Raw genomic sequence first — 12686 nt, forward strand, 5'->3', positions numbered from 1 at the left:
CCGGGCTCGTCGCTGACGCGACGCCCCGGAATGACAGTCGTTACCTCTCGTTCGTAAACACGATCGTGCCTGATGCCGCGAACATGCCGCCGACGCCGTGACACACCGAAATCTTCGCGTTCGGCACCTGCGCCGGCGCGATGCCGCGCATCTGGCGCACGCTCTCCTGGAGTGCGTACATGCCGTACATGCCCGAATGCATGTAGGACAGGCCGCCGCCATTGGTGTTGAGCGGCAGCTTGCCGCCGGGCCGCGTGTTGCCATCCGCGATGAATTGGCCGGTTTCCTCGTGCGGCATGAAGCCGAGGTCGCCAAGGCCGAACAGCGGCAGATGCGCAAATGCATCGTAGATCATGAGATGGTCGACATCCCGGTGCGCGATGCCGGCTTCCTTGAAGGCGAGGGGGCCGGCGGTCTTGAATGCGCGCGAGGAGTTGAAAGTCTCCATCTGGCTGACCATCGGCGTCTCCACGCTCTCGCCAGTGCCCATGATGTAGACGGGCTTCCTCGGAAAATCCTTGGCGCGGTCGGCCGAGGTCAGGATCAGCGCGCCGCCGCCGTCGGTGACGAGGCAGCACTGCAGCAGCCGGAACGGATAGGCGATCATGCGCGAGTTGAGGACATCAGCGACCGTGATCGGGTCCTTCATCATCGCGCGGGGATTTTTGGCCGCCCATTCCCGCTGCACCACCGCCACCGAGGCGAGCTGCTCATGCGTGATGCCGTAGGTCTTCATGAAGCGCAGCACGGGGATCGGGAACATGCTGGGTGGCCCGTAGATGCCGTAGGGCGCCTCGAACTGTCCTTGCAGGCTGTCGGCGGGGACCGAGCGCGGCGCCTTGCCGATCATCGACTTGCCGCTCTCGGCATGGGTGATCAGCACGGTCTTGCAGAGACCGGCCTCGATCGCCGCGGCGGCATGGCGAACGTGCAGCATGAACGAGCAGCCGCCGACCGAGGTGCCGTCCACCCAGGTAGGCTTAATGCCGAGATAATGGCAGACCTGCTGCGGCGTTTCGACCGCGGTGGCAAAGCCGTCGATGTCGGAGAGTTTCAGCCCGGCATCCGCGATGGCGTTGAGCGCCGCATCCGCGTGGAGCTGGAGCTGCGACATATTGGGGATGACACCGAGTTCGGTGGTCTCGGCCGCGCCGACGACGGCAACCTGGTTGCTGCGCATGGCCTATCCCTTCGCCGGACGGAACACGGGGAGGGTGATCTTGTCGTCGAGCGCCTCGAAGGCAACTTCGAGCTTCATGTCGAGCTCGAGCGCCTCCGGCGTCTGCGGACAATCGATGATGTTGCTCATCATCCGCGGTCCTTCGGCAAGCTCGACCACCGCGATCGCATAAGGCGGCGTGAAGCCGGGCGCGGCGGGACGATGATTGATCACGTAGCTGTAGAGGAAACCCTTGCCACTCGCCTTGAAGATGCTGACCTTGCGCGAGGCGCAGGACGGGCAGAACGGGCGCGGCGGGAAATAGACATGCGCGCAGGCGTCGCAGCGCTGCAAACGCAATTCGCCCGCTTTCGTGCCGTCCCAGAAATGCTGGGTCTCCGGCGTCGGTTTCGGGCGCGCGCGCTGCGGTTCGGCCATGTCGGAAAACCCTCCCAAAGGCAATTCTTGCTAAGGCCTGGGCTTCACGCCTGGCTGTTTCGATCTTGATGCGACAATCGACCATCGCGCGTCAACGGTCCAGCAATGCGCATGCATGCCATCATGCGCACAATGCTTGTGTCGAACCGAGGCGGCGCTATAGATTGCGCGCGCAATATTCCGTGAGACAGACATGCCCGATTTTCCGACACTGGCGAAACTCGCCGACGACCTCGAAAGCAGCCGCACGACCTCCCGCAAGCTGGTCGAGGCATGCCTCGCCAGGATCGCCGACCCGACTGGCGAGGGCCAGCGCACTTTCATCCACGTCGACAAGGATGCCGCGCTCGCAGCCGCGGATGCGATGGACGGCTTGCGCAAGGTCAAGGCGGCGCCGTCGCGCTATGCCGGTATCCCGGTCTCGATCAAGGATCTCTTCGACATCAAGGGCCAGGTCACGCGCGCCGGCTCCCGCGCGCTCGACGATTCTGCGCCGGCCGATCAGGACGCCGCGACGGTGGCGCGGCTGCGCAAGGCCGGCTTCGTCGTGATCGGGCGGACCAACATGACCGAGTTCGCCTATTCCGGCATCGGCATCAATCCGCACTACGGCACGCCGAAGGGCGCCTGGAACCGGGCCGAGGGACACGTGCCCGGCGGCTCGTCCTCGGGCGCCGCGGTGTCCGTGCTTGACGGCATGGCGCATGGCGCGCTCGGCACCGACACCGGCGGCTCCTGCCGGATTCCGGCCGCCTTCAACGGCATCGTCGGCTACAAGCCGACGCAGCGCCGCGTGCCGCTGGACGGCTCCGTGCCGCTGTCCTTCTCGCTCGACAGCATCGGGCCGCTGGCGCGGTCGGTCAGCTGCTGTGCCATTCTCGATGCCGTGCTCGCGAACGAGCCGATCGTCCCGCTGAAGCCGCGGCCGGTAAAGGGCATGCGGCTCGCAGTGCCGACCACGATTGCGCTCGATGATCTCGACGCGGACGTGGCCTCGACGTTCGAGCGCGCGCTCAAGAGCCTCGCCGATCACGGTGCGATCATCGAGCGCATCGAGATGGCCGAATTTCACGACATCGGCCCGATGAACGCCAAGGGCGGCTTTGCGGCGTCCGAAAGCTATGCCTGGCATCGCTACCTCATCACGGCCAAGGGCGACGTCTACGACCCCCGGGTCTCCGTGCGCATCATGCGCGGCGAGGCGCAGAGCGCGGCCGATTACATCGATCTCCTCAACGAACGCCGCTCGCTGATCGCCCGCGTCAATGCGCGCATCGCGCCCTATGACGCGCTGGTGCTGCCCACCACCGCCAACACCCCGCCGAAGATTTCCGATCTCGCCGATGACAAGGCGTTCACCAGGGAAAACCTGCGGGCGCTGCGCAATTGCACCCTCATCAACATGATCGACGGTTGCGCCATCTCGCTGCCCGCGCATCGCGAGGGCGAAATTCCCGTCGGCCTGATGCTGGCGGGCGCGGGCGGATCGGACCGTCGTATTTTCGAGCTTGCTGCCGGCATGGAGGCCGTAATTCGTGTTTGACCTGACTTTCACCGTTGACGCCCAGGACACCACCACGCCGCTGACATTGGCGATCGACCAGATGGTCATTGCCGGCTGGACCGGGCGCGATCCCGTCGCGCGCGACAAGCACATCGCCGAGCTGCAAGAGATGGGCATCGCCCCGCCGGCCTCGACGCCGATCTACTACCGCGCCTCGGCGCGGCGGCTGACCCAAGAAGACCGCATCGAATGCTGCGGCGGCGATTCCTCCGGCGAGGTCGAATTCGTGCTGATCGGCTGGCAGGGTCGCATCTTCGTCGGCTGCGGCTCCGACCATACCGACCGCAAGGTCGAGGCCTACAACGTCACGGTCTCCAAGCAGATGTGCGACAAGCCGGTCGCATCCACGCTCTGGGAGCTCGAGGACGTCATCGGCCATTGGGACAGGATGATCCTGCGCTCCTATGCCACCATCAAGGGCGAGCGCGTGCTCTACCAGGAGGGCACGCTCGACGCGATGCTGCCGGTCGCCGACCTCATCGCGCGCGGCTTTGAGGGTAGCAAGTTCCCCGACGGCTGCGCCATGTTCGGCGGCACCTTTGCGGCCAAGGGCGGCATCCGCCCCGCCGATCGCTTCGAGTTCGAGCTCGAGGACCCCGTGCTGAAACGGACGATCAAGCACGGGTATGACGTGGCGACGCTGCCGGTGAGGGGCTGATACCTCTCCGCCGTCATTGCGAGGAGCCCTTGCGACGAAGCAATCCAGGATCCCTCTGCGGAAAGACTCTGCATTGCTTCGCTGCGCTCGCAATGACGAGGAGATAGTCGGGAATCGGGTGGCAAAGGGCGGGCCGGTCTTGCGAAGGTGGCAGTCATGACAGCAACGGCACGCAAATCACCCCCTAAGCCCTCAGTCGACCTCGCCGCCCACGTCGACGCCCTCGACTGGCCGCAAATCACTGCCGAGCTCGACGCCCAGGGCAGCGCCGTCCTGAAGGATCTGCTGACGCCGGACCAATGCCGCGCCATCGCCGCGCTCTATCCTGATGATGCGGGCTTCCGCAGCCGCATCGTCATGGGTCGCCACGGGTTTGGCCGTGGCGAGTACAAATATTTCTCCTACCCGCTGCCCGATCTGATCGCGGAGCTCCGCCCGGCGCTCTATGCCCACCTTCAGGGCGTTGCCAATCGTTGGAACGAGGCGATGGGGATCGATATCCGTTATCCCGCCGCGCACGCGGCGTTCCTCGAGCGCTGCCACGAGGCAGGCCAGGCGCGACCGACGCCGCTGCTGCTGCAATATGAGGCGGGCGACTTCAATTGCCTGCACCAGGATCTCTATGGCGAGCACGTGTTTCCGCTCCAGGTCGCTATCCTCTTGTCCGAGCCGGGACGCGATTTTACCGGCGGTGAGTTCGTGCTGACCGAGCAGCGCCCGCGCATGCAGTCGCGCGCCGAGGTCGTGCCGCTGATGCAGGGCGATGCGGTCGCTTTCGCCGTGCATCACCGCCCAGTGCAGGGGACACGCGGCACCTACCGCGTTAATCTCCGCCACGGCGTCAGCCGGATCAGGTCCGGCCAGCGCCACACGCTGGGTGTGATCTTCCATGATGCCAAGTGAGCGCTGCGATTGACGGGTGATCTGTTCGACACGGCCGCCGAGGCACAGCCGTCGCGCGAGGAGATTGGCGACGGCGCCGTGTTGCTGCGCGGATTCGTCAGGCCGATCGAGAGCGAGCTGATCGCCGCCGTGCGCGCGATCGTGACGCAGTCGCCGTTCCGCCGCATGACCACGCCCGGCGGCCACCTGATGTCGGTGGCGATGACCAATTGCGGCGAGCGCGGCTGGATCACCGATCACACCGGCTATCGCTATGATCCCATCGATCCGCGAACCGGCGCGCCATGGCCCGCGATGCCGGCGGTGTTGCGCGACCTAGCCCGGCGCGCCGCGGAGCAGGGCGGCTTTGCCGGCTTTGCGCCCGATGCCTGCCTCGTCAATCGCTACGAGTCCGGCACGCGGCTGTCGCTGCATCAGGACAAGGACGAGCTGGACTATTCGGCGCCGATCGTCTCGGTCTCGCTTGGGCTGCCCGCGACCTTCCTGTTCGGCGGCCTGGCGCGCAGCGACAAGCCGCGCCGCTTCCGGCTCGTCCATGGCGACGTCGTCGTCTGGGGCGGGCCCAGCAGGCTCGCCTATCACGGCGTCGCGCCGCTCGCCGATGGCGAGCACGCGCTGCTGGGAAGGAAGCGGATCAATTTGACGTTTCGCCGGACGCGGTGAATCAAGCAGAGTGCTTGCTCGCAGGAAATCGCCTAGACTTGGGGGCTACCCGAGTACGAAAGTCGAGGGGCCCATGCAGCAAATACCGGGATGGCTGAGCACCGCGCTGATCGGTGCTGTGATTGCAGCCTTGGGGTATGTCTCGAAGCTTGCGATCGAAAGTGCTCTTCAATGGAGGGCGGCCCGTACTGCGCGGCGCGCTCAGCTTGTTCACCTGCTATCCCTGCTGCTGGCGACGAGGAAGGCCTTCATTATACAGAACGCGCTGGCACGGCGGCTCTGCGACGAAATCACCCGTGCTCATCCGGAGCTAGATGGGTCGTATGACAACGTTCTTGCCCAGGGATATCTCTCTTTGGACGACCGACAGAAGTTAGAGCATGGCGTCATCCGCAATTATACGAGCAACTGTTTGTACCCACTGAACTTGCAAATCATCGATTGGCTTTCGAAGGACGATTATTTCAAAGGCGGAGGCAGACAACAACAGGCCAAAGAGCTCTCAGTAAGATTGCAGACCCTTTTTGCTCATTTGGTATTGTGGCGCGCCAAGTACGAATTTTGGATACCTTCCAGGCCGGAGCGCGCCATCGTATACATGGCTGACGAGGATGCTCACGGCATAAGTTTTCCCACCGGTATCGAGGACCTGATTGCTCGCGTGGCCGATGACATGATCGGCTCGCCGGGCGAGGCGGCGACCGGGAAGAGCCCGTGAGAAGCTCTACGGCTTCGGTGGGTGAATGAACGCCCAGGGGCTGACTTCCGAATCCCGCGTCACCTCCACGGAAATCAGATATGGCCCGCCATGGGCCAGCGCCTTTTCCATCGCCGCCTTGAACTGGTCCGGCGCGGTGACGCGCGCAGCAGCCACACCAAAGGACTCCGCGAGCTTGACGAAATCCGGATTGACCAGATCGGACGCCACCACGCGGCCATTAAAGCGCTCGCGCTGGTCGCGGCGGACATTGCCATAGGCGTTGTTGTTGAACACCAGCGTCACCACGCCGATGTTGAACTGCACGGCGGTGGCAAGCTCCTGCACGCCGAACATGAAGCCGCCGTCGCCGGTGATCGCCACCACCGGCTTGTCGGGATTGGCGACCTTGGCGCCGAGCGCGGTCGGGAAGCCCGAGCCGAGCGTGCCCTGATAGCCTGACGTGATGAAGGTGCGCGGCTCGTAGATCGGAAAGCCGTACCAGGAGGCGAAGCCGAACTGCGACAATTCATCGGTGACGATGGCGTTGGTCGGCAACACCTCGCGCAGGATGTTGAGATACGCCATCTGCGGCTGGATGCTCTGGATCTCTGCCAGCGCGGCCGCAGTGGCCTCCCGGATCGCGGCGCGGCGGCCGGCGGACTTGCTGTAGCCGGCCTTGCTGACCGCTTCGATCAGATCGGCGGTCGCAGTCTTGGCATCGGCGACGATGGCGGTGTCGGAGATGAAGCGCCGCATCTCGACGGGATCGATGTCGATGCGGATGCTCTTCAAGCCGTCGGGCCGATACGGCCAGCGCGACATGGTCGGCAGCTCCAGCCGCGAGCCGATGCCGATCATGAGATCGGTCTTCGGCCATAGCTTGTAGGCGGCAGCCATCGTGAGCCCCAGCTCATGCGCGTTGGAGACGATGCCGCGCCCGCTGCGGAAGGCGACAACGGGTGCATCGATCATCTCGGCGAGCTCGAGGATTTCGTCGCGCGCCTCGATCGCGCCGCTGCCGACAAAGATCATCGGCGCCTTGCTGCTCCTGATCACCGCGGCCGCCTGCGTGATCAGATCAGGATCGGGCAATGGCGCGGGCAGCGGCTCCAGCACCTTTGCGGCACAGGTGTCCGCGCGCTGGGTGAAGACGTCCCAGGGCATCTCGACCGAGGCGGGGCCGCGACGGCCGGACGTCATTTCCTGGAAGGCGCGCGATACGGTCGTCGGCGCGTTGCCGGGCGTTTCGATGCGGTCGGCCCATTTGACATAGGTGCGCAAGGTGGCGAGCTGGTCCGGCATTTCGTGCAGATGGCCGCGGCCCTTGCCAAGAAACTGCGTCGGCACCTGGCCGGTCACGCACAGCACCGGCTCGTTGCAGCCGTAGGCGGTCAGCAGCGCCGCGCTGGCGTTGAGCACACCGGGGCCGGGCACCACGCTGAACACGCCGGGTTTGCCGCTGGAGCGCGCATAGCCGAACGCCATGTAGCCGCAGGCCTGCTCGTGCCGCGCGCCGATCACCTTGAGCTGGGCCTGGTGGAAGGCGTCGAACAGGCCGTAGACCTGCGCGCCGGGCAGGCCGAACACGGTGTCGACGCCGTGGGCGACAAGGCCGCTTACGATCGCTTCGCCGCCGGTGAGGGTGGTCATTGCACTATTCCATTTCGATTGTTGTCAGGCTTCGTCGACGACGCCATTCCGTAGCATGCCGATGCCTTCGGCTTGGACCTCGATGACATCGCCGGGCGTCAGATAGCGCGGCGGATCGAACCGCGCACCGGCACCGGTCGGCGTGCCCGTCACAACGATGTCACCGGGGACCAGCGTCGCGAAGGTCGAGATATAGCTGATGAGATAGCGGAACGGGAACATCAGCCGGCTGGTCCGGTCCTCCTGCCTGAGCTCGCCGTTGACATGCGTGGTCAGACGAATGTCGGCGATCTGCGCTTCCCGGGTGTAGGGCACCAGCCACGGGCCGAGGCTGCCGCTGGAATCAAAGTTCTTGCCCTGCGTGACGTTGAACTTGGCGTGGCGCAGCCAGTCGCGCACCGAGCCTTCGTTGCAGAGCGTGAGCGCCGCGATGTGATCGAGCGCGGCACTTTCCGCGATGTGTCGGCCCGCCTTGCCGATGACAAGCACGATCTCGCCTTCGTAGTCGAGCTGCGCTGACGCGCGCGGGCGCACCAAAGGCGTGTCGTGGCCGACGAAGGAGCGGGGCGAGCGCATGAACATGCTCGGATATTTCGGTGCGTCCTGGCCGTCCTTGTACTCGGCATTGCGGTCGGGATAGTTGACGCCGATGCAGATGATCTTTTCCGGCGCGGGCACCGGCGGCAACCATGTGATATCGCCGAGCGCGTGATCCGGCGCGCGGCTGGCGGCCTCTTCGGCAAGGCTCACGAGCTTTCCGGCCGCGATCACCTCGCGCAGCGTCGGATAGTCTTTTGCGTGGCGTGCGGAGAGATCGACGATGCCGCCCTCAAGGACGGCGCCGTACTTGGTTTCACCCTTCACGGAATAGGTGGCGAGGCGAGGGAGCTTCATAGGCAATCTATCTCTCTTGTCGTCCCTGTGAAAGCAGGGACCCATACCGCGTGATCTATCGATAGCGTGCGATGACAATCCCGAACGACCAACCTTCGCCAAACTCCTCCCTGTGGTTATGGGTCCCTGCTTTCGCAGGGACGACGGGGAGAGTTATTTTGCCTGTCATCGGCATTAATCCGCCACCAGTACATCGGCCACGAACTTCGGCTCGCGCACGGCTTGCCCGCTGAACGGCGAGCCCTGCTCGAACCAGGACCGCGGCGCCGGCGCGCCCCATAGCGTCTGGCGGCGTGGATCGCGCAGCGACCAGCGCAGCGGCTCGTGGTCGTGATCGCCGGTGAAGTAGTCGCTGGTGTATAGTTCGAGACGGTGCCCGTCGGGGTCGCGCACGTAGAGGAAGAACGCATTCGAGATGCCGTGGCGTCCCGGGCCGCGCTCGATGTTCTTGACGAAGCCTTGCGAGGCCATCACGTCGCAGAGATGGATGATGTTCATCGCCGTCGGCGTCCAGTAGGCGAAGTGGTGCAGGCGCGGGCCCTTGCCGTTGGTGATCGCGAAGTCGTGGACATTGCCCTTGCGATGCATCCAGGCCGCGGCGATGCGCCCGTTCGGTCCGTCCTCCTCGGCGTATTCGGTGAGACGGAAGCCGAGCCGGGCATAGAACTCGACGGTGTCCTGCACCTCGGCGGCGAAGACGTTGAAATGATCGAGCCGCTGCGGATGGCATCCCCTGTAGAGATCGTAGCGGCGTAGCAGATGCGGGCGGCGGTCCATCGACGCGTACAGCTCGATCTGGAAGCCGAAGGGGTCGGTGAATTGCAGCGTGCGGCCCTGGAAGGGCTGGTCGACGAAGGCGTAAGAGAGACCGTTCTCCGAAAGGAAGGAGGCGGCCTTGTCGAGGTCTTTGTCGTTGCCGACTTTGAAGCCGAGCCGGGCGCAGGCGGGCACCGCCGCCTTGCGCAGCACCAGCGAGTGATGCTGGTGCTCCTCGGCTGCGCGCAGATAGACGACCTTGTCGTCGGCATCCTCGACATGCAGGCCGACGGTGGTCTCGTAGAATTCGCGGCTGAGCTTCAGGTCGGTCACGTCGAGCACGACGTGGCTGGAGCGGATGATGTTGAACGGCGGTTCGAAGATGTGTTGCGGTACGGGCATCGGCGTTTCCCCTCTGGCTCGTCATCCCGGGATGTCCCGAAGGGACAGGCCCGGGATCCATACTCCCGACTGGTGGTTATGGATTCCGGGCTCGCGCTATGCGCGCCCCGGAATGACAATTACATTCCCAATTTCTGAATCTTGTGCGTGCCCCGCGCCAGCGAGACGTGCTTGGTTTCCATGTAGAAGTCGAACGAGTAGTCGCCGCCGTCGCGGCCGATGCCTGAGGCCTTCATGCCGCCGAACGGCGTCGGCAGATGGCGGACGTTCTCCGAGTTCAGCCAGATCATGCCGGCCTCCAGCGCATCGGCAACGCGCAGTGCGCGGCCGACATCGTTGGTCCAGACGTAACCGGTCAGGCCGTAGCGGATGTCGTTGGCGATCTCGATGGCGTCGGCCTCGTCCTTGAAGGGCAGCACGGTGAGGAAGGGGCCGAACACTTCCTCCTGCGCCACGCGCATCCTGCCGGTTGCGCCGGTCACCAAGGTCGGCTCGACATAGTGTCCGCCGCCCGGGCCGTCATAGGCCTTGCCGCCGACCGCGATGGTCGCGCCGTCCTGCCGCGCGACGTCGAAATAGGAGCAGACTTTGGCCAGGTGCCGCTCGTGGATCAGCGGCCCGATCTCGGTGGCGGGATCGAGGGGATGGCCGACCTTGAGTGCCTTCACGCGCGCGGTCAGTTTCTCGATGAATGTCTCGGCAATGTCTTGCTGGATCAGCAGACGGCTCGACGACGTGCAGCGCTCGCCGTTGAGCGAGTAGATCATGAACACGACGGCATCGAGCGCGCGGTCGAGATCGGCGTCGTCGAACACGATCACCGGGTTCTTGCCGCCGAGCTCGAAATGCACGCGCTTCAAGGTCGGCGCGCCCTGAACCATAATCGCCGACCCCGTCGCGCTCTCGCCGACGAAGCCGATCGCCTTGATCGCGGGATGCTCGGTCAGGGCCTTGCCGGCCTCCTCGCCAAACCCATGGACGGTGTTGAGCACGCCGTCGGGCACGCCGGCTTCCTTGACGAGCCTTGCGAGAATGGCGGCCGTCACCGGCGACCATTCGGCCGGCTTGTGCACGACGGTGCAGCCCGCGGCCAGCGCCGGCGCGATCTTCCAGGTCGAGAGCATGAACGGCGTGTTCCACGGCGTGATCACGCCGACCGGGCCGATCGGCACGCGGGTCGAGACGTTCCAGTGCTCGTCGCTCGGCGTGTTCTGGCCATCGCGCGCCTCGGCGCATTTGTCGGCGAAGAAGCGAAAATTCTCGGCGGCGCGGATCGCGGCCTTGGCCATGAAGCGATAGGCTTGGCCGGTGTCGATGCATTCAAGCACGGCGATGTCGTCGGCATTGTCCTCGATCGCATCGGCGACCCGGTGCAGCAGCTTCTTCCGCATCGCCGGCCCCATGTCGCGCCAGGACTTGAAGGCCAGCGCAGCGGCTGTGGCTGCGGCGTCGATGTCCTCGGCGGTGCCGCGCGCGACGCTCGCAAGCGTGGCGCCATCTACCGGCGACTTCGTCTCGAATGTCTCACCGGAGATCGAGGGGACGATCTTGCCGTCGATCATGTGGCCGATGCCGTCGGCCCGCAGCTTCTTCAGCAGTGGTGCTGCACGGTCGCGATTGGCCTGGAACACATCGGCTTTCGGCGTGGGCTTATCCATGGGCAGCCTCCACTTTCAGGGCGTCGTGGATGTTGTTGCGCTTCCAGCTGGTGTCCTTGTCGTTGATCTGCATGTCGAACGACAGGGCGAACTTGCTGGCGGCGAAGACGGGATCGAGATGTTTTGAAAGCGCCTGGAAGACGTGCTCGCCGGCTTTCTGGCGCGTGGGAAGGTCGCGGCCCTCGCCGACGCGCAGCACCATGTCGAGAAAGCCGTAGTCCTGTCGCGCGTCCGCGATCGCATAGTGCTCGCATCTAATGGCGCGGACGCGAATGCCGCCGAGCGGGAAGATGCCGGTCTCGACCGCCGCCTTCCGCACCACCTCGCAGACCGCGCCGATGTCGAGGCGGCCGTCGAGATTGGCCGAATATTCGATGGTGAAATGCGGCATCGCGGTTTCACTCCCTGTCTTTTTTGTTTGCCTAAGCGAAGTAGCAGCTCACCGAGCCGTAGGCGCCATAATCGGCCTGAATTGTGTCGCCCTTGCGGGTCTCGATCGGACGGATGAAGGAGCCGGCAAGCACGATCTGGCCGGGCTCCAGCGCATGGCCGAGCGGCGCGATCTTGTTGGCAAGCCAGGCCACGGCAGTCGCGGGATGATTGAGCACGCCGGCAGCAAGGCCCGTCTCTTCGAGCTGGCCGTTCCTGAAGCAGAGCGCGCCGATCCAGCGCAGGTCGGCGTCCAGCGGGCGGATCGGCCGTCCGCCGAGCACGATGCCGGCATTCGCCGCGTTGTCGGCGATGGTGTCAAAAATCTTTCGCGTCGCCTTGGTCTTGGGATCGACGCGCTCAATGCGCGTGTCCAGGATTTCCAGCGCCGGCACGACAAAATCGGTGGCGTTGAGCACGTCGAACATCGTGCAGTCCGGCCCCGCGAGCCGCTTGCTCATGACGAAGGCAAGCTCGGCCTCGACGCGCGTGGCGATGAAGCGCTCGGTCGGGACAAGGCCGCCATCGAAAAAGAACATGTCGTCGAGCAGCACGCCGGAATCCGGCTCGTCGATATTGAGCGCGCTCTGCATCGCCTTCGAGGTCAAGCCGATCTTGTGGCCTTTGACGGTGCGGCCTTCCGCGAGCTTGAGGTCGACCCAGGCCTTCTGAATCGCGTAGGCGTCAGCGATGGTGATGCCCGGAAAATCCTGCGAGAGCTGCCGGATCTGGGTGCGGGTCTTCTCCGCCTGGTGCAGACGGTTCGCGCAAGCTTGGATATCGTCGTTGGAAAGCGCCATCTGTGATCTTAC

13 protein-coding genes are annotated in these 12686 nt (G+C 64.8%); 5 read left to right on the plus strand and 8 right to left on the minus strand.

Going from position 1 to position 12686, the window contains the following annotated elements:
- Positions 1–40: 40 nt before the first annotated feature.
- Both ABIB95_RS06575 and ABIB95_RS06580 read right to left on the minus strand, forming a co-directional pair.
- Complete coding sequence (locus ABIB95_RS06575; protein WP_354238285.1) at positions 41–1180, minus strand: thiolase C-terminal domain-containing protein; 1140 nt, start codon at positions 1178–1180, stop codon at positions 41–43.
- A 3-nt stretch (positions 1181–1183) separates the two neighbouring features.
- Positions 1184–1597: a Zn-ribbon domain-containing OB-fold protein gene (locus ABIB95_RS06580; protein ID WP_027568974.1), complete on the minus strand. Its 414-nt coding sequence runs from the start codon at positions 1595–1597 to the stop codon at positions 1184–1186.
- A gap of 193 nt (positions 1598–1790) precedes the next feature.
- Here ABIB95_RS06580 and ABIB95_RS06585 point away from each other — a divergent pair, with 193 nt between their 5' ends.
- The 5 genes from ABIB95_RS06585 to ABIB95_RS06605 all read left to right on the plus strand — a co-directional run bounded on the left by ABIB95_RS06585 (position 1791) and on the right by ABIB95_RS06605 (position 6103).
- Complete coding sequence (locus tag ABIB95_RS06585) at positions 1791–3140, plus strand: amidase (protein WP_354238286.1); 1350 nt, start codon at positions 1791–1793, stop codon at positions 3138–3140.
- A complete protein-coding gene (locus ABIB95_RS06590; protein ID WP_354238287.1) occupies positions 3133–3819 on the plus strand; it encodes a DUF2848 domain-containing protein in 687 nt (228 codons plus the stop codon). The genes ABIB95_RS06585 and ABIB95_RS06590 overlap by 8 nt, the downstream gene beginning before the upstream one ends.
- 156 nt (positions 3820–3975) lie before the next feature.
- Positions 3976–4722 (plus strand): 2OG-Fe(II) oxygenase, encoded by a 747-nt coding sequence (locus ABIB95_RS06595; protein WP_354238288.1) that lies wholly within the window; start codon positions 3976–3978, stop codon positions 4720–4722.
- Positions 4723–4731: 9 nt separating this feature from the next.
- On the plus strand, positions 4732–5385 hold the full coding sequence (gene alkB / locus ABIB95_RS06600; RefSeq protein WP_354238289.1) for a DNA oxidative demethylase AlkB: 654 nt from the start codon (positions 4732–4734) through the stop codon (positions 5383–5385).
- 73 nt (positions 5386–5458) lie between these two features.
- A complete protein-coding gene (locus tag ABIB95_RS06605) occupies positions 5459–6103 on the plus strand; it encodes a hypothetical protein (RefSeq protein WP_354238290.1) in 645 nt (214 codons plus the stop codon).
- 6 nt (positions 6104–6109) lie between these two features.
- Here the strand turns inward: ABIB95_RS06605 and ABIB95_RS06610 are convergent, their stop codons facing one another.
- From ABIB95_RS06610 to hpaH, 6 genes are all read right to left on the minus strand, one after another.
- Positions 6110–7735, minus strand: coding sequence for a thiamine pyrophosphate-dependent enzyme (locus ABIB95_RS06610; RefSeq protein WP_354238291.1), 1626 nt, complete (start codon positions 7733–7735; stop codon positions 6110–6112).
- Between the two features lie 24 nt (positions 7736–7759).
- Positions 7760–8629 (minus strand): fumarylacetoacetate hydrolase family protein, encoded by an 870-nt coding sequence (locus tag ABIB95_RS06615; RefSeq protein ID WP_354238292.1) that lies wholly within the window; start codon positions 8627–8629, stop codon positions 7760–7762.
- 174 nt (positions 8630–8803) lie between these two features.
- Positions 8804–9787 carry a 3,4-dihydroxyphenylacetate 2,3-dioxygenase gene (gene hpaD, locus ABIB95_RS06620; protein WP_014496854.1) on the minus strand — a complete coding sequence of 328 codons (984 nt, stop codon included), beginning with the start codon at positions 9785–9787 and terminating at the stop codon, positions 8804–8806.
- A gap of 119 nt (positions 9788–9906) precedes the next feature.
- Positions 9907–11445, minus strand: coding sequence for a 5-carboxymethyl-2-hydroxymuconate semialdehyde dehydrogenase (gene hpaE, locus ABIB95_RS06625; protein ID WP_354238293.1), 1539 nt, complete (start codon positions 11443–11445; stop codon positions 9907–9909).
- The gene (locus ABIB95_RS06630; RefSeq protein ID WP_354238294.1) at positions 11438–11836 is read right to left on the minus strand and encodes a 5-carboxymethyl-2-hydroxymuconate Delta-isomerase; all 399 of its coding nucleotides are present in this window, start codon (positions 11834–11836) and stop codon (positions 11438–11440) included. The genes hpaE and ABIB95_RS06630 overlap by 8 nt, the downstream gene beginning before the upstream one ends.
- Before the next feature lie 31 nt (positions 11837–11867).
- Positions 11868–12674, minus strand: a complete 807-nt coding sequence (gene hpaH, locus ABIB95_RS06635) for a 2-oxo-hept-4-ene-1,7-dioate hydratase (protein ID WP_354238295.1) — start codon at positions 12672–12674, stop codon at positions 11868–11870.
- Between the last annotated feature and the right edge of the window lie 12 nt (positions 12675–12686).

It is taken from the genome of Bradyrhizobium sp. LA2.1, assembly GCF_040547725.1.
GTDB lineage: Bacteria > Pseudomonadota > Alphaproteobacteria > Rhizobiales > Xanthobacteraceae > Bradyrhizobium > Bradyrhizobium barranii.

Coding starts and splice junctions, on each gene's coding strand:
- ABIB95_RS06575 (WP_354238285.1), bottom strand. CDS start 1,180: ATGCGCAGCAACCAGGTTGCCGTCGTCGGCGCGGCCGAGACCACCGAA.
- ABIB95_RS06580 (WP_027568974.1), bottom strand. CDS start 1,597: ATGGCCGAACCGCAGCGCGCGCGCCCGAAACCGACGCCGGAGACCCAG.
- ABIB95_RS06585 (WP_354238286.1), top strand. CDS start 1,791: ATGCCCGATTTTCCGACACTGGCGAAACTCGCCGACGACCTCGAAAGC.
- ABIB95_RS06595 (WP_354238288.1), top strand. CDS start 3,976: ATGACAGCAACGGCACGCAAATCACCCCCTAAGCCCTCAGTCGACCTC.
- ABIB95_RS06605 (WP_354238290.1), top strand. CDS start 5,459: ATGCAGCAAATACCGGGATGGCTGAGCACCGCGCTGATCGGTGCTGTG.
- ABIB95_RS06610 (WP_354238291.1), bottom strand. CDS start 7,735: ATGACCACCCTCACCGGCGGCGAAGCGATCGTAAGCGGCCTTGTCGCC.
- ABIB95_RS06615 (WP_354238292.1), bottom strand. CDS start 8,629: ATGAAGCTCCCTCGCCTCGCCACCTATTCCGTGAAGGGTGAAACCAAG.
- hpaD (WP_014496854.1), bottom strand. CDS start 9,787: ATGCCCGTACCGCAACACATCTTCGAACCGCCGTTCAACATCATCCGC.
- hpaE (WP_354238293.1), bottom strand. CDS start 11,445: ATGGATAAGCCCACGCCGAAAGCCGATGTGTTCCAGGCCAATCGCGAC.
- ABIB95_RS06630 (WP_354238294.1), bottom strand. CDS start 11,836: ATGCCGCATTTCACCATCGAATATTCGGCCAATCTCGACGGCCGCCTC.
- hpaH (WP_354238295.1), bottom strand. CDS start 12,674: ATGGCGCTTTCCAACGACGATATCCAAGCTTGCGCGAACCGTCTGCAC.